The organism is Achromobacter sp. RT286_PF, assembly GCF_059760425.1.
Window position 1 is genome coordinate 1 of record NZ_JCBAMR010000008.1, and the last position, 15,064, is coordinate 15,064.

The window sequence follows — 15,064 nt, forward strand, 5'->3', positions numbered from 1 at the left end:
GACCATCGGTCCGCCCGCTGCGCTCAGGGGCCGCACTTCCGGGGCTGCACCCCGGAGGCCGCGTTTCAAGCACCGTGCCTCAGGCGCTGCGCGCCTCTGCGACAAACGCGCGCCAGCGTGCAAGAAAGGCCTCGCGACCGGCAGAGGCTTCGGCTTCATCGACCGGCACGATCTTGATGTCGGCAAGCGGCGGCATGTCCAGGTGTTTGCTGACGTCGATGTCGTCGCGGCTGGGGCGGCGATAGGCGTTTTGCAGCAATGCCAATTGCATCTGGCGCGACAGCAGCAGGTCGTACATCAGGCCGGCGGCCTGCGGGTTGGGCGAGTTCTTCACCATGGCCATGTTGTCGGCCACGGTGAAGGTGCCATCCGACGGGTACATGATGCCGATTTCCTTCTGGCCGCCCGCCACATAGGGATACGCCGTCGATTCGAAGGTGATGCCCACGGCGTATTCCCCCTGGCCCACGCTGCGCACCACATGCGAGGCCGCGCTGGAAACGCTGACGTTGCGCGCCAGCGCCCGCAAGCCGTCGGTACCCAGGACACGCTCGATGCCCCACAACGCGGTAAAGGCTGTGGAACTGTTGCCGGGGTCGCCGATGATGACCTTGCCTTTGAAGCGGCGGTCGGTCAGGTCGGCCCAAGATGTGGGCGCGGGGCCGGACAGCTGCCGCGCATTGACCATGCCGACCACGACGTGCAGGTTGGCGGCCATCCAGAGGTCGTCCGGGCCATGCAGGGGTTCGGGAATCGCGGCGATGTGCTTTGAGCGGTAAGGCTCGAACAAGGCGCGGTAGCCGTGCATGACGTTGGCGCTGGATGTCCAGAAAAGATCGCCCTTGGGCTGGCCCGCTTCGGCCTCGATTCGTTTCAGCAACTGGCTGCTGCCGCCCGCCACCGTGCTGGGCTTGATATGGGGCAGCAGGTCGCGCGCGAGATCGCTGGCGGTCTCGACGGACTGCGCGTTCAAGGTGGTGTACAGGACGACTTTTTCGGCCCGCTGCGCCAGCGCCTGGGCGGGCAGCGCGCCGATGCCTCCGGTGACGGCCAGCAGCTTGAGCACCTGGCGGCGGTTGAAAGAGGGAAGCTGGATCATGGCGGTTCCTTGTTGGGTGGGGTGTAAGAGCCCGGCTCAGGCAAAGAGCCGGATATTGAAGACACGGGTCGCCAGCAGCACCGGCGCCAGAATCACGGCGATCAGCACCAGACCATAAGCCGATGCCTGCGCCATGAGGCCGCTGTCGATCAAGCGGAAAATCTGGATGGGCAGCGTTTCATGGCCCGGCGAATACACAATGACTGACGCGCTCAGTTCGGAGACGGTGGTGGTCCAGGTCAGGACGGCGGCCGCGGCGATCGCGGGCGCCATCAAGGGCAGCACCACCTTCAAGAAGGACGCCAGCGGCGGCACCCCCAGGCTGATGGATGCTTCTTCGATGGAATCGGGCAGGTTGAACAGCGTGGACGACGCGTTGCGCACGCCAAACGGCAGCCGCCGCACGATGTAGGCCAGCACGATCAATGACGCGGTGCCGGACAAATCGAACGCGCCATGGCCGAAGGTCATCAATAGGCCGATGCCGATTACCGTGCCGGACAGCGCCAACGGAATCGAGCTGAGGTAATCCAGCCAAGGCGTCAACACATTGCGCTTTTTGACGATGAGGTAGCTGGCCAGCGTGCTGAAAGCAATGGCGATCAGCGTGGCGGCGCCGGCGAACAAGACGGAGTTCAGCACCGGGCCGGGGGCATTGATCAGCACGCGTTCCAGATGCGCAAGCGTCCATTCACCCCAACGCATGACCGGGCCATGCGCGCGCGTGAAGGCGCCCACGGCCAGGGTGCCCAGCGGCAACATGGACAGCGTCATCACAGCCAGCGCCGCCCCCGCCATCGCCAGCCCGCCCGGCCCGCGTATCGGCGTCTCGGGCGCGGTGCGCCCTTGCGTGATTTCATAGCGGCCACGCGACACGATCCAGCGTTGCAGGAACAGGGCCAGCATCACCAGGGCAATCGATGTGGTGGCCAGCGTGCTTTGCATGACCGGGTCGCTGCCGGTTTCGGACACAGACGCCTGATAGGTCAATACCGATAGCAGTTCGACCCGATGCCCGAGAATCATCGACGTGGAGAAATTGCCCACCACCATGGTGAAGACAAGCAGCGCGCTGGCCAGCACGGCGGGCAGCACGACGGGGGCCATCACCTTCAGGCGCGATATCGGCGGCGACGTGCCCAGGCTTTGGGCGGCCTCTTCAAGCTGCGCATCAAAGCCACGGATAGCGGCCAGCGTGCCTATGTAGATGTACGCGTAATACGTGAACGTCATGACGGTCAGCAAGCCCGGCCAGCCGTAGAACGACGGTGGGTCCAGCCCCAGGCCGTCGCGCAGCGGGCGCGTCAGCACGCCGTTGTTGCCCAGGATCATCAGCCAGGTTTGCGCGCCGATGACTTCGGGAATGATGAGCGTGATCAATGGCAGGATCGACACCAAGGCCTTGCCGGGATAGCGGTGTCGCGCGGTCAGGTAGGCCAGCGGCACGCCGATGGCGGCGGCCAGCAGCGTGACGCCGGCGCCCAGCAGCAAGGTGTTGCCGATGGCGCGCACATAACGCGGATCCGCCAGCATGATCTGCCAGCCGGACAGGCCTTCGTCGTTGCGGGCCAGCACGCTGGCCGACAGGATGTTCAGCACGGGCCACACCAGGAATACCAGCAACACGGCCAGCACCGCCAGCGACAACCACGTCCAGGGCGACCGCAGAATGGGGACCAGGCGCTTCATGATGCCAAGACCAGGGTTTTTTGCGGGTTGAACACCAGGTCCACCTCGGTTCCTCGTGCCAGCGCCGCGATCGGGTCGCCGTGCACGTCCACGTTCATATGGCGGCCGCTGGGCAGTTCGACGCGGTAGTTTGTCTTGATGCCCAGGTACTGCTGCGTCAGGATGCGCGCGGGCACGCCGGCGCCCGCCGTGGTGGACAGCAGGATGTCTTCGGGGCGCGCCACCAGAACGGCCTGGCCCGTCACGGGCACCGGGGCATGCGCGGCCACGGGGTGCCCATCGACCTGCAAGCGGACCGGCCCGATCTCGTGCGCGTGGCATTGCACGGGCAGCAGGTTGGCCGCACCGATGAAGTCCGCCACGTAGCCGCTGGCCGGCTGGCTGTAGATGTCGCGCGGCGTGCCCAACTGCGCCACGCGGCCCTGCTGCATGACGGCGATCTGATCGGATAGCGCCAGCGCTTCTTCCTGATCGTGGGTGACAAAGACGGTGGTGATGCCGGCCTCGCGCTGGAGCTCGGCGATGGTCTGGCGTACCTGGATGCGCAGCTTGGCGTCCAGGTTGGAAAGCGGTTCATCCATCAGCAGCACCTGCGGCTGGATGACCAGCGCGCGTGCAAGCGCGACGCGCTGCCGCTGTCCGCCGGACAATTCGGCGGGTAGTCTTGCCGCGTATTGCCCCAGGCCCACCCGTTCCAATGCCGCGGTGACTCGCTGCTGGATCTGGGCGGACGCCACCTTTCTTGCGCGCAGCCCGTACGCCGCGTTGTCGAACACGCTGCGGTTGGGAAACAGTGCGTAGTCCTGGAACACCATGCCGATGTTGCGTTGGTGCGCGGGCAGGCGGGTCACGTCCTTGCCGCCGAAACGCAGGTGGCCGGATGCAATGGGCGTGAATCCCGCGATGGCGCGCAGCAGGGTGGTCTTGCCGCAGCCGCTGGGCCCCAGCAAGGTAAAAAAGGCGCCGGGAGGAATATCCAGGCTCAGGCCGTCGATGACGCGCTGATCGCCGTACGAAATGCAGAGTTTTTCAATGCGGATGTCCATGCCCGGGGGCTCCTGATGCGTGCAAGTGTGGGGGTGGAAGAATCAATCCATTGCCATTGCCTGGCGCACCAGCTGCAGGGCTTGCCGATGGCGTTCCGGGTCGCCCGCGGCCAGGATGCGCGACGCCGGGTTGTCCAGCCCGAGCGGCCGGCCGTTCCAGTCCGTAATGACGCCCCCGGCGCCCTGGATGACGGGGATGAAAGGCGCGTAGTCGTAAAGCGCCAGGCGGGCGTCGATGGCGATGTCGGTGCGGCCGGCGGCCAGCAGCCCATACGCCAGGCAGCATCCGCCGTAGATGCGCCAGCGGGTACGTTCCCGCAGCGCCTGGAAGGCGGGAAGCTCGTCGGGCGCGTAGAAGTCCGGGTTGCTGGTGCTGAGCATCGCATCGCCCAGTTGGGCGCAGACGCGCGTGTGGCAGGGCACGCCGTGATGCAGGGTGGGGCGTCCGGCAGCGCCGACCCAGCGGTCGCCCGTGGCGGGGAAATCCATGACGCCCAGCACCGGCGTGCCGCGATGCATAAGCGCGATCAAGGTGCCGAAGACCGGCACGCCGGCAAGAAAGGGCGCGGTGCCGTCGATGGGGTCAAGCACCCAGACATACTCGGCGTCCAGCCGGACGGTGCCACCTTCTTCTCCGTAGATGCCGTGTTGCGGGTAGGCGGCTTCAATGCGCTCGCGCAGGTGCGCTTCGATGGCCTGGTCCAGGGCGGTGACCAGGCTGCGGTCCGGTTTGATTTCCGTGCGCGGCAGGCGGGGTGTGGCGGCGTCGGCGCTGGCACTGGCATTGCCGCTGTCGGCGTAGACAGAGTCGCGCAGGTACGGCGCGTACATTTTCCGCGCCTCGTCAGCCAAGCCTTGCGCGAACGCGATGTGGGCGTCCAGGGTGTTCGTCATGAAGGTTTCCTTAGTCGAGCGAATTGCCGGATGAGGACGCGAGGGCCGCCAGCGTGTCGATGCGGGCGGGCGCAAGCAGATGCCGCGGGGGTAAGGGCTGCCAGCCATAAAGCGCTTGGGTGGCGGTGCCGCAGATGCGGCCCTGGCAGGCGCCCATGCCGCAACGCGTGTGCAGCTTGGCGTCGGTCCAGTTTTGATGCGCCGCAAGCGCGGATTGCGGCACGTCTTCGCAACGGCAAATCAGGGTGTCGGGGCGTGCCAGGGACAACAGCGGCGCGCGTAGCGCGAAGGGGGTGCGTAGCGCGTCGGCGAACTCCTGCCAACGTGCAAGATCGTTCGACAGGCGCGCGGCCTGGGTAAGTTCGCCCACCGCCGCATGGCCGGCGCGCGCGCCCTGTACCCGGGCGCGTTCGTTGCCGCCGATGCCCGTGCATTCGCCCGCCGCGAAGATGCCCGGGACGGTGGTTTGCTGCATGTCATCCACTTGCAGGCCTGCGTGCGTGTCCAATTCGCAGCCCAGCATCTGGCCCAGCTTGATGTTGGGCACCAGGCCAAAGCCGCAGGCCAAGCGATGGCAGGCGATGGTTTCTTCGCCGTCGGCTCGGCGCAGCCGCACCTGTTGCACGCGCCCATCGCCGGTGGCTTCCAGCACGTGGCTGGAAGCTCGGTAGTGCGGGTTGAACAGCGCGGCGGCCTGCGCGGCCTTGGCGGGCCAGCGGTGCAAGCGATAGCCAAAGCGCAGCAAGGCGCGCCAGTCTGCTTGCTCGGCAATGCGCACGACGCGCGCGCCCGCCCGATGCGCGGCATGCGCCGCGGCAAGCAGCAAGGGGCCCGTGCCGGCGATGACGATGCGCTTGCCGCGTAGCCTTACGCCCGCCTTTATCAAGGCTTGCAGGCCGCCCGCGCCGGTCACGCCAGGCAAGGTCCAGCCGGGAAACGGCAACAGGAGCTCGCGAGCGCCGGTGCACAGGATCAGCGCGCCATAGTGCTGCGCCCAACCGTGGCGCGCATTCTCCAGCATCAGCGCCCGTTGGCCAGGCAAGCCGGCCATGCCGATGACACGGGTGTCGCCAAGCAGCGTGATATTCGAATATCGCGCCAGTTGTTCACGCAGGCGTCGGGCCAGGGCAGGCACGGAGGCGCCTGGCCCATCACGCCAGATCTGGCCGCCGGGTGCGGCGTTGTCGTCGACCAGCACAATGGCGCGTCCGCTGGGCGCGGCCGCCAGCGCGGCGGACATCCCCGCAGGCCCGGCGCCGATGATGAGCAGGTCGCAGGCGTTAGCGGCATCGTCTTGTGCAAGGGGGGCGTCAGGCGGGGTGCCGTGCTCCAGTACCGTGTCCACGCGCATGCCTTCGTGGCAGCGGGCTTGGCAGGCCAGGCGCAGGTGGCCATCGACCAGGACCCGGCATTCGTGACAGACGCCCATGCCGCAGAATGCCGCGCGTTTTTCGCCGGACACCGATACGCGCGAGTTGCCGGGCGACCTGGCGGCCAACGCGGCGGCGACGCTGCTGCCCGGCTCCACGCGCATCGGCCGGCCGTCCAGCAGGATACGAAGGCGGGCGGAGTCTCGCGGATGCGTCATGGCGTTACCTCGTCAAATGAGCGGGATGGTGCAAAGGGCGCGGCAGCCAGCGGCGGCGTTGCGTTGGTCATCAGGGCGGTCAGCAAGGCGGCGGTGGCGGGCGCGGTGGTGACGCCCAGGCCTTCATGGCCCAAGGCCAGCCAGAGCCCGGCGCGGGTGGGATGCGGACCAATCAGTGGCAGGCCGTCGGGTGTGGCGGCACGCACGCCTGTCCAGGTGCGGATAAGGTTCATGCCCGACAGGCCCGGCAGGAAGTCGATGGCCCGCTTGAGCATGCCGGACAGCACCATGGGATCGATGTCGGAATCGGCTTGCCCGATCTGCCGTGAAGAGCCGATCAGCAATTGCCCGGTGGGACGGGGCTGCACATTGAATGCGACGGCGGCCCCGTCGCGCTGCTGGGTGCTGGCCATGTAGCCAAGCTCGACCAGTTGGTGGCGGATGCCGGTTGGGTAGCGGTCCGTGATGGCCAGATGGCCTTTTTTGGGTGCGAGGGGCAAGTCGTCGCAAAGGTGGGTAGCCACCATGCCCGCCGCCAGCACGACGGCCTTGGCATTGCGCCGCGAGCCATCGGCCAGAACGGCGCCTTGCTCGTCGATCTTGTCGACGCGGATGGCCTCGAATGACACGCCGGGTGGCGCATGCGTCAACAGCCAGCGCGCCGCGTTGGGGGCGTACACCAGGCCGTCGCCGGGTACGTGCAGCGCGCCGGCCAGGCCGCTGCGCAAGAATGGTTCGGCATCGGCCAGTTGCCGCGCGGTAAGCAGCGTGGCCGGTACCCCCTGGTGGCCAAGCCGCGCGTGCTTGCGTTCGGCTTCGGTCATGTCGTCGCTAGTGGCAGCGACCCACAGCGTGCCGCATTCGGTGTAGGCGCAGGCGGGGTCCGCTGCGTTCATGCGCGGGCCCCATTGCCGCCAAGCGTCCATCGACAGGCTGCTCAGTGCGAGTTCGGCGGGGTCGCTGTCCATGACGACCAGATGCCCCATGCCGGCCTGCGTGGCCCCTTTCAGGCCGGCATCCAGCACATGCACCGACAGGCCGGCAGCCGCCAAGTGGTGCGCACAGGCAGCGCCGATAATGCCCGCGCCGACGATCAGCACGTCCTTCGAGGGGTGTGGCATGCGTAGGCTTCCGTGGCGATTAGCGATTAGCGATAACGATCAGCAAACGGCGATCAGCGTTCAGCAAATAACGGCCGGCGATCAAAGCCGGATGCCCCAGCCGAAGGGGTCGTCGGGCTGGATCAGCAACGTGGATTCGGCGCAGATGTGCGCGCGCCCGCGGATGGTGGGAATGATCTGCCCCTCCATCAGTTCATAGCTGCCCTGAAAGGTGCTGCCAATGACGCTGGCCTGCCGCCAGATCTGCCCCGGGGCCAGCTTGCCGTCCGCGGCCAGGCAGGCCAGCTTGGCGCTGGTACCGGTGCCGCACGGCGAGCGGTCATAGGCTTTGCCGGGACACAGCACGAAGTTGCGGCTGTCGGCGTTGGGGTCGGGGGCGAACAGTTCAACGTGGTCGATTTCCGCGCCATCGCGGCCGGTGATGCCCGACGCCTGCAACGCCTGGCGGATGGCCCAGGCGTACTCGGTGAGGGCATCAAGATTGTCTGGCGCAACGCGCTGCGTGTGCTGGCTGACCAGAAAGAACCAGTTACCGCCCCAGGCAACGTCGCCCATGACCTTGCCGTATTCGGGTACATCGACGCATACGCCTTGGCGCAACCGGTAGGCGGGCACGTTGCGCACACTGACCGAGCCGTCTTCGTGCAGGGTGGCGCGGATCGTGCCCACCGGCGTTTCGATACCGTGCGCGCCGGGCTTGATGCGGCGCAGGTAGGCCAAGGTGGCGACCAGCCCGATGGTGCCGTGGCCGCACATGCCCAGGTACCCGGCGTTGTTGAAGAAGATCACGCCGGCGGCATTGGCCGGGTTTTGTGGGGGGCACAGCAAGGCGCCCACCATGACGTCGCTGCCTCGGGGTTCAAGGACGGTTGCCGCGCGCCATGCGTCGTGCTTGTCGGCAAGGCGGCGTTGCCTTTGCGCCATGTCTCCGGCGCCCAGATCGGGAAAACCGGAGACGACCAGCCGGGTGGGTTCACCGCCGGTGTGGGAGTCGATGACACGGATCTGATTCATTGACGCGCCTTGTGCAGAGGTTGTGGACGTGCAGCGAGAAAGCGGTCCGGCAAGCCGTGGCTTGCCGGCGGACGAACAAGAAGCGAACGAACAACCGAACGGGCTAGTCTAGGCAATTAAACGCGTGGCGTCGTGTCGTAGAGACCGCAACGCCACGCAATTTTTCACTTGGCGATTCAGCGATAACTCCATGACATTGCAGGTAATTCCTGGATGTCATCGGACGGAGTCATCGCGGGCGGCCAGGGCGGTCAGGGCACCGACTGGTATTGCGCGGGGCGCGTCGCCAAGGCCTGCGCCACCACGCGTTCGATCAACGCGCGCTCTTCGCCGATCACCGGCAAGCGGGGCCGGCGCACGTGCTCGGTGCCCACGCCAACCAGCGCGTCGATCAGCTTCAGGTTCTGAACCAGCTTGGCGGATACGTCCAGATGCAGCAGCGGCGTCATCCATTGATAAAGCGACAACGCTTCGGCGTATTTGCCGGCCTTCATCAGGTCGTAAAGCGCGACGGTTTCGCGGGGAAACGCGCAGCCCACGCCGGCAAGCAGGCCATCGCAACCCAGCGCCAGACCTTCGTAGGCCAGATCGTCCACGCCCAGGAAGATCTGGTAGCGATCGCCCACGGTGTTGCGCAGGTCGGTCACGCGGCGGGTATCGCCCGAGCTGTCCTTGACGGCGGCGATCCACTTGCAATCGGCCAGCTCGGCCATGTGGGCCGGTGTCAGGTCCACGCGATAGGCCAGCGGGTTGTTGTAGACCATGATGGGCTGCTGCGCGGCCTCGCCCATGGTGCGCACATTGAGCATGGCCTCGCGGGCGTCCGCCACGTAGATCAGCGACGGCATGACCATGAAGCCCGCCACGCCCAGCTTGTTGGCGCCTTCGATGTATCGCAGCGCCTCGCGCGTGCTGGTCTCGGATACGTTCGCCAGCACCGGCACGCGGCCGCCGGACGCCTCCAGCGCGATCTTGGTGACCTCAAGCTTTTCTTCCAGCGTCAAGGTGCTGGCCTCGCCCAGGGAACCGCAGGTGACCATCCCATGGATGCCGTTGCGGATCTGGAAATCGATGTGTTTGGCGGTGCCTTCGGCGTCGATCCGTTCATCGGCGTGGAACTTGGTGGTGATGGCGGGAAAGATGCCTGTCCAGCGTGGGTGCGTCATGAGGAACTCCAGGGTTCACGTGCGGTGGGTGGCTTCAGATATATGACTAATATATTTAATCCACAGGTTAAAGGAATGGGGGTTAACCAGGAATGGGGTTAACAGCGCCCGGCGTTCCGGCCCAAATTTCGATGGAAGTGGTAGTGAGAATGGTTATAATTCAGGCCGATAAAAAACAGGCATCGGCCGCGGGGCTTGTCTGTTGTCTTTATCAGACTAAAAAACCAAAGGAACCAGAATGAACCTTGCAAGGACTTTGGCGGCCATCGCCCTCATGGGGTGCGCGGGCGCTGCGCAGGCACACTTTGTTTGGCTGGAACGGGGCGGCGAAGGCGCGGCCAAGGCGTACTTCGGCGAATGGGCCGACGACGTGCGCGAAAAGCAGGATGGCTTGCTGGGCAAGGTCCTGGTGGCGCCTGTCGTGACCGCCGCTGACGGCACCGTGCTGAAGGCCTCGGCCAAGGGCACGGACTTTGTGGAGTACGCGGTGTCTGGAAAGGGCGACGTACGCCTGGCCCAGCCGATGCAGTTCAAGGAAACGCTGGTCAAGTACGGCGCCAAGGCCGGCCGCACCGATACGCAGGCCAAGCTGGACCTGGAACTGGTGCCCACCGCCGCCGGCGCCAACTCTTTTGTCCTGAACTTTGAAGGCAAGCCGCTGGCCAAGACCGAAGTGACTGTCTTTGGTCCGCCGAAGTGGGAAAAGCGCTTCTGGACCGATGAAAACGGTCGTATCGAAATCACGACGCCGTGGCCGGGCCAGTACGTGCTGGAAGCGGCGCACATGCAAGAGAAGGCGGGCGAGGCCGACGGTAAGACCTACGCCAAGATCCGCTACGTTTCCACCCTGACCTTCAACGTGAATCCGTGAAAGCTCCCGCAGCCGGCGCAGGCATGATGCGCTATCGCATGGCCGTGTTTTCCAGGGCGGCAGCCGCCATTCTGGGCGGCTATGCCCTTGCCTCGGCGGCTGCGGCGTGCCTGGCCGTCTGGCTGCCGATGGGGCGGGCAGACGCCGTCACCACCGCCTTGATGTTGTCGTTCGTCGTCTACACGTGCGGCGTGATCTGGGTGTTTGCCACGCGTAGCGCGTGGCGCGCCTGGATCGGAATTTTGCTGCCGGCCGCATTGTTGGGCGGCCTATTTCTGGCAGGACGCGGGATGGGGATGGCATGACGGCACGCAAGCCCAAAGCGCAGGGCGAAGAAGGCCTGCGCCAATCGATGTCGTGGTTGCACACCTGGGCCGGGTTGATATTCGGATGGGTGTTGTTCGCGATGTTCCTGACCGGCTCGCTGGCGTTCTTCCGGCCCGAGATCACGCGCTGGATGCAGCCCGAAATCCAGGTGCAGCCGGCGCCTGCGGTGCAGTCGGTGGAGATGGCGCAGCGCTATCTGGACGAACATGCACCGGACGCCAAGCGCTGGTTCATCACGCCGCCGTCCGATCGCGAGCCGCTGATCCTGTTGCTGTACCAACTGCCCAAGCCCAAGCCGGGCGAGCGCGGGTTTGTGCGCGTGAAGCTGGACCCCGCCACCGGGCAGGCGGTCCAGGGGCGCGAAACACGCGGCGGCGATTTTTTCTACCGCTTCCATTTCGAACTTGAGACCGCGTTCCCGTGGGGGCGCTGGCTGGCCAGCATCGCGGGCATGTTCATGCTGGTGGCGATCATCAGCGGCATCATCACCCACAAGAAAATCTTTGCCGACTTCTTTACCTTCCGTCCTGGAAAGGGCGGGCAACGCGCCTGGATGGATGGCCACAATGCCCTGTCGGTGCTGGGGCTGCCTTTTCATCTGATGATTACTTTCAGCGGCCTGGTGCTGTTCATGGTGATGTTGATGCCGGCCGGCATCAAGGCCGTCTACGACAATCCGCGCCAGTACACGGATGATGTCTTCAAGTCGTTCAAGGTCACGCCGCCGCTGAACCAGCCCGCGCCGTTGGTGCGGATTGCGCCGCTGGTGGAGCAGGCGCAGCAGCAGTGGCAAGGTCGACTGGGCCGCGTCACGGTCAACAACCCGGGCGACGCCGGGGCCACCGTGACGTTGACGCAGGCGGCGGCCGACGGCGTGTCGTACGGCTTGATGGCGCCGTGGATGCGGTTTGACGGGGTGACCGGCAAGCTTACGGAAGGGCAGGACGAATTGGGCGCTACCGCCAGAACCGCCGGCACGATCACCGGGCTGCACCTGGGCTTGTTCGCCGAGCCTTTGCTGCGCTGGTTCTATTTCCTGGTCAGCCTGGCCGGCACCGGCATGGTGGCCACGGGCTTGGTGCTGTGGATCGCCAAGCGCCGCCAGAAGGCGCGGCCCCAGGATGCGCGCGAAGCGTTTTCGTTGCGGCTGGTGGACGGCCTGAATGCTGGCACCATCGCTGGCGTGGTGCTGGGCGTTGCCGTGTTCTTCCTTGCCAACCGCCTGCTGCCCGCCGACCTGCCGGGGCGCCAGTTGTGGGAGTCCCGTAGCTTCTTCGCGGCGTGGGCCGTGTCATTGGTCTATGCCTTTTTGTTCCAGCGCCGCAAGTGGCAGGACCTGCTGGGAATTGCCGCCGCCGCGCTGGCCCTGGTGCCGGTGGTCAACGCGTTGACCACGTCGCGCCACCTGGGCGTGTCGTTGCCGCAGGGCGATTGGGTCATGGCCGGGTTTGATCTGACCTGCCTGGCCAGTGCCGTGTTGTTCGCCTGGATGTCGCGCAAGGCGGCGCGCGCGCGTCGTGCGCCGGCCAGGGGCCCAGCCCGTGGGCGGACCAATGCGTCGGCCCCTGCGGCCACAACGACCGCAAAGTCCGCAAAGTCCGCAACGGCCCCAACGTCCGCTGCGCCCGGCGCCGTCGTTTATGAACCGCGAGGTGATACGCCATGACGCTTGCCGCTTTCTGCCTGGCCTACGCCGGTTTTTCCGCGCTGTGCCTGGGGATGGACCGCCACTACGAAGATCTGTTCGATCGCGCCATCCCACGCCGCCACCGCGTGCCGTTGCGCATCTTCGGCTGGATCGCGCTGGCCCTGTCGCTGTACGCATCGGCCACGGTCTGGGGCTGGAGCTACGGCACGGTGGAATGGATCGGCATCCTCAGCATCGCCGGCTTGCTGCTGATCTGGTTCCTGACGTTCCGTCCGCGCGCGGCGTTGACCACGGGCGGAATCTGCGCGCTGGCCGCGCCGGTGTTTGCGGTTCTGTAGGCGGGGCGCTCGCCAAGCCGGCGCACCGTGCGCGATGGCGATTTGCCCAACGCCAGGCGGGCACCCGCCGTCGCCACGGGGCAAGGCGCCGATGCGCCGGCACGTTACACTGCTTGTTTCCCCTAGCACACGCCTCTTCGCCTTATGAATACCCGCGTCCTTACCGGCATTACCACCACTGGCACCCCCCACCTTGGCAATTACGCGGGAGCTATCCGGCCCGCCGTGCAGGCCAGCACCCAGCCTGGCGTGGACGCGTTCTTCTTCCTGGCGGACTATCACGCGCTGATCAAGTGCGATGATCCAGCGCGTGTGGCGCGTTCCCGCCTTGAAATCGCTGCCACCTGGCTGGCGGTGGGCCTGGACCACGAACGCGTGACGTTCTACCGGCAATCCGACATTCCCGAAATTCCCGAGCTCAGCTGGCTGCTGACCTGCGTCACCGCCAAGGGCATGATGAACCGCGCGCACGCCTACAAGGCGTCCGTGGATCAGAACGTGGCCAAGGGCGTAGACCCGGATGACGGCATTACGATGGGTTTGTTCTCGTATCCGGTGCTGATGGCCGCCGACATCCTGATGTTCAACGCCAACCGCGTGCCGGTGGGCCGCGACCAGATCCAGCATCTGGAAATGGCGCGCGATATCGCGCAGCGCTTCAATCATCTTTATGGCCGCGACTACTTCACGCTGCCCGAGGTAGCCATTGAAGAAGACGTGGCGACCTTGCCCGGCCTGGATGGCCGCAAGATGTCCAAGAGCTACAACAACACCATCCCGCTGTTCGAAGGCGGCGCCAAGGCGCTGCGCGCGTCCGTGATGCGTATCGTGACCGATTCGCGCGCGCCGGGCGAAGCCAAGGACGCCGAAAATTCGCACCTGTACACGCTGTACCGTGCCTTCGCCACGCAGGCGGAATCGGCGGCGTTCCGCAAGCAGCTGGAAGACGGCATGGGCTGGGGCGACGCCAAGCAGGCGCTATACGAGCACCTGGAAAACCTGCTGGCGCCGATGCGCGAAAAATACGTGGACCTGATCGCCAACCCGGGCCGCATCGAAGACATTCTTCAGGCGGGCGCCGACAAGGCGCGCAAGCAAGCCTTGCCGCTGATGCAGGAACTGCGCGTGGCCGTCGGCTTGCGCAACCTGAATGCGGGCGCGGCGACGGCGAAGTCGCAGGGCAAGAAAGACAAGGACAAGGGCGCGCGCTTCGTCAGCTTCCGCGATGAAACGGGCGGCTTCCGCTTCCGCTTGCTGGCGGCTGATGGTCAAGAGCTGCTGTTGTCGCGACGCTTCGCGGACCCGAAGCAGGCGGGCGCCTTGATGCGCCGGCTGCAAGAAGACTCGCCTGACACCGTGCTGCAAGCGTCCGGCGAAACCTACACCGCCGTCATTGACGGCGAGACGGTTGCCGAAGCGCCGGCCGGCGCGCAAGGCGATGCAGAGTCGCGCCTGACGCGCACGCGCGACGCGCTGGCGTCACTGGCAAAAGAATAAGCGGCGGGGCAGCGCGTTAGTGCCTGCTGCCTGCTGCCTGCTGCCCGCCACCGTCTACCGCCCGTGCGCCGTTACGCCGTACGGGCGCCCGCCACGATGCGCCCATCGCGCACCTGGAAACGCTGTGCGCTGCCTTGCCCGGCGATTTCCAGCAGATCGCCTTCTGAATAGCCGGTCACGTTCGGGCAGTCGAGCCATTCCGGGTTGATGAACGGAAAGTACTTCAGCGCGCCGCTGCCCTGGCTGGCAAAGTCGAACGTTGTGTTGGCCACCACTTCCGGGTCCCATTGGCTGGCGTCAAAGGTCAGCGCGCAGCCCACGCCGATGCGGTACACGATGCTGGCGCCCATGCTGGCAAAACCCAGGGCGCCCACTTGAAGCTGCGCGCCGTTGCGCAATTCAATTACGCGGCTGCCCAGGCGTTCCAGGGTGATGTGCTTGAAGGCGACTTCGGCGCCGTCAACGACCAAGTGCGAGTATTGGCCCAGCGTGACTTCCGCGTAGGTGCCGCTGTGGCCAACTTCTTTTTCGGTGATCGTTGCCGCTTCATTGGCGGCAAGCGTAATGGTCGTGCTCATGTTCAATGGCTCTCCGGGGGGGCTATCAGGGTAGGGCGCTTTTTCTTTTACTTCTTGCCTGATAGACGGTTCGCGCCGCAGTTCGCCTGATCATGGATGTTTGTGTCTGCCGTGTTCCCCAACGCCACCGGCTTTTATTATTTGGACACAATTCGATATTTTCCCTTATTTTTAGATTTCCTGATTGA

At 65.6% G+C, this 15,064-nt stretch carries 14 protein-coding genes; 5 read left to right on the forward strand and 9 right to left on the reverse strand.

Annotation, left to right across the window (positions count from 1 at the left end; all coding sequences use genetic code 11):
* Nucleotides 1-79: 79 nt before the first annotated feature.
* The 8 genes from AC6LJY_RS09090 to AC6LJY_RS09125 form a co-directional block, all read right to left on the reverse strand.
* Nucleotides 80-1,099 carry an extracellular solute-binding protein gene (locus tag AC6LJY_RS09090; RefSeq protein ID WP_104143090.1) on the reverse strand — a complete coding sequence of 340 codons (1,020 nt, stop codon included), beginning with the start codon at nt 1,097-1,099 and terminating at the stop codon, nt 80-82.
* A gap of 36 nt (nt 1,100-1,135) precedes the next feature.
* Complete coding sequence (locus AC6LJY_RS09095; protein ID WP_498135784.1) at nt 1,136-2,788, reverse strand: ABC transporter permease; 1,653 nt, start codon at nt 2,786-2,788, stop codon at nt 1,136-1,138.
* On the reverse strand, nt 2,785-3,834 hold the full coding sequence (locus AC6LJY_RS09100; RefSeq protein WP_046802681.1) for an ABC transporter ATP-binding protein: 1,050 nt from the start codon (nt 3,832-3,834) through the stop codon (nt 2,785-2,787). The genes AC6LJY_RS09095 and AC6LJY_RS09100 overlap by 4 nt, the downstream gene beginning before the upstream one ends.
* 42 nt (nt 3,835-3,876) lie before the next feature.
* Nucleotides 3,877-4,728 carry an inositol monophosphatase family protein gene (locus AC6LJY_RS09105; protein WP_498135785.1) on the reverse strand — a complete coding sequence of 284 codons (852 nt, stop codon included), beginning with the start codon at nt 4,726-4,728 and terminating at the stop codon, nt 3,877-3,879.
* A gap of 10 nt (nt 4,729-4,738) precedes the next feature.
* The gene (locus tag AC6LJY_RS09110; RefSeq protein ID WP_498135786.1) at nt 4,739-6,316 is read right to left on the reverse strand and encodes an FAD-dependent oxidoreductase; all 1,578 of its coding nucleotides are present in this window, start codon (nt 6,314-6,316) and stop codon (nt 4,739-4,741) included.
* The gene (locus AC6LJY_RS09115; RefSeq protein ID WP_498135787.1) at nt 6,313-7,437 is read right to left on the reverse strand and encodes an NAD(P)/FAD-dependent oxidoreductase; all 1,125 of its coding nucleotides are present in this window, start codon (nt 7,435-7,437) and stop codon (nt 6,313-6,315) included. Before AC6LJY_RS09115 ends, AC6LJY_RS09110 begins: the two co-directional genes overlap by 4 nt.
* A gap of 81 nt (nt 7,438-7,518) precedes the next feature.
* Nucleotides 7,519-8,451 carry a 4-hydroxyproline epimerase gene (locus AC6LJY_RS09120; RefSeq protein WP_498135788.1) on the reverse strand — a complete coding sequence of 311 codons (933 nt, stop codon included), beginning with the start codon at nt 8,449-8,451 and terminating at the stop codon, nt 7,519-7,521.
* Nucleotides 8,452-8,702: 251 nt separating this feature from the next.
* Nucleotides 8,703-9,617 (reverse strand): dihydrodipicolinate synthase family protein, encoded by a 915-nt coding sequence (locus AC6LJY_RS09125; RefSeq protein WP_314360883.1) that lies wholly within the window; start codon nt 9,615-9,617, stop codon nt 8,703-8,705.
* 238 nt (nt 9,618-9,855) lie between these two features.
* Between AC6LJY_RS09125 and AC6LJY_RS09130 the strand changes: the two genes are divergently transcribed.
* From AC6LJY_RS09130 to AC6LJY_RS09150, 5 genes are all read left to right on the forward strand, one after another.
* On the forward strand, nt 9,856-10,488 hold the full coding sequence (locus AC6LJY_RS09130) for a DUF4198 domain-containing protein (protein WP_104143099.1): 633 nt from the start codon (nt 9,856-9,858) through the stop codon (nt 10,486-10,488).
* 23 nt (nt 10,489-10,511) lie between these two features.
* On the forward strand, nt 10,512-10,793 hold the full coding sequence (locus AC6LJY_RS09135; protein WP_046802687.1) for a DUF3649 domain-containing protein: 282 nt from the start codon (nt 10,512-10,514) through the stop codon (nt 10,791-10,793).
* Nucleotides 10,790-12,481 carry a PepSY-associated TM helix domain-containing protein gene (locus AC6LJY_RS09140; RefSeq protein WP_498135789.1) on the forward strand — a complete coding sequence of 564 codons (1,692 nt, stop codon included), beginning with the start codon at nt 10,790-10,792 and terminating at the stop codon, nt 12,479-12,481. Before AC6LJY_RS09135 ends, AC6LJY_RS09140 begins: the two co-directional genes overlap by 4 nt.
* Nucleotides 12,478-12,801, forward strand: a complete 324-nt coding sequence (locus AC6LJY_RS09145) for a DUF3325 domain-containing protein (protein WP_219991916.1) — start codon at nt 12,478-12,480, stop codon at nt 12,799-12,801. Before AC6LJY_RS09140 ends, AC6LJY_RS09145 begins: the two co-directional genes overlap by 4 nt.
* 144 nt (nt 12,802-12,945) lie before the next feature.
* Complete coding sequence (locus AC6LJY_RS09150) at nt 12,946-14,298, forward strand: tryptophan--tRNA ligase (RefSeq protein WP_498135790.1); 1,353 nt, start codon at nt 12,946-12,948, stop codon at nt 14,296-14,298.
* A 71-nt stretch (nt 14,299-14,369) separates the two neighbouring features.
* On the opposite strand, the gene AC6LJY_RS09155 is transcribed toward AC6LJY_RS09150, so the two are convergent.
* On the reverse strand, nt 14,370-14,876 hold the full coding sequence (locus tag AC6LJY_RS09155) for a hypothetical protein (protein ID WP_314360893.1): 507 nt from the start codon (nt 14,874-14,876) through the stop codon (nt 14,370-14,372).
* Nucleotides 14,877-15,064 lie beyond the last annotated feature (188 nt).

What these genes read in the sequence shown, in the direction of transcription:
- AC6LJY_RS09090 (WP_104143090.1), bottom strand. Translation starts at nt 1,099, where the DNA reads ATGATCCAGCTTCCCTCTTTCAACCGCCGCCAGGTGCTCAAGCTGCTG.
- AC6LJY_RS09095 (WP_498135784.1), bottom strand. Translation starts at nt 2,788, where the DNA reads ATGAAGCGCCTGGTCCCCATTCTGCGGTCGCCCTGGACGTGGTTGTCG.
- AC6LJY_RS09100 (WP_046802681.1), bottom strand. Translation starts at nt 3,834, where the DNA reads ATGGACATCCGCATTGAAAAACTCTGCATTTCGTACGGCGATCAGCGC.
- AC6LJY_RS09105 (WP_498135785.1), bottom strand. Translation starts at nt 4,728, where the DNA reads ATGACGAACACCCTGGACGCCCACATCGCGTTCGCGCAAGGCTTGGCT.
- AC6LJY_RS09110 (WP_498135786.1), bottom strand. Translation starts at nt 6,316, where the DNA reads ATGACGCATCCGCGAGACTCCGCCCGCCTTCGTATCCTGCTGGACGGC.
- AC6LJY_RS09115 (WP_498135787.1), bottom strand. Translation starts at nt 7,437, where the DNA reads ATGCCACACCCCTCGAAGGACGTGCTGATCGTCGGCGCGGGCATTATC.
- AC6LJY_RS09120 (WP_498135788.1), bottom strand. Translation starts at nt 8,451, where the DNA reads ATGAATCAGATCCGTGTCATCGACTCCCACACCGGCGGTGAACCCACC.
- AC6LJY_RS09125 (WP_314360883.1), bottom strand. Translation starts at nt 9,617, where the DNA reads ATGACGCACCCACGCTGGACAGGCATCTTTCCCGCCATCACCACCAAG.
- AC6LJY_RS09130 (WP_104143099.1), top strand. Translation starts at nt 9,856, where the DNA reads ATGAACCTTGCAAGGACTTTGGCGGCCATCGCCCTCATGGGGTGCGCG.
- AC6LJY_RS09135 (WP_046802687.1), top strand. Translation starts at nt 10,512, where the DNA reads ATGATGCGCTATCGCATGGCCGTGTTTTCCAGGGCGGCAGCCGCCATT.
- AC6LJY_RS09140 (WP_498135789.1), top strand. Translation starts at nt 10,790, where the DNA reads ATGACGGCACGCAAGCCCAAAGCGCAGGGCGAAGAAGGCCTGCGCCAA.
- AC6LJY_RS09145 (WP_219991916.1), top strand. Translation starts at nt 12,478, where the DNA reads ATGACGCTTGCCGCTTTCTGCCTGGCCTACGCCGGTTTTTCCGCGCTG.
- AC6LJY_RS09150 (WP_498135790.1), top strand. Translation starts at nt 12,946, where the DNA reads ATGAATACCCGCGTCCTTACCGGCATTACCACCACTGGCACCCCCCAC.
- AC6LJY_RS09155 (WP_314360893.1), bottom strand. Translation starts at nt 14,876, where the DNA reads ATGAGCACGACCATTACGCTTGCCGCCAATGAAGCGGCAACGATCACC.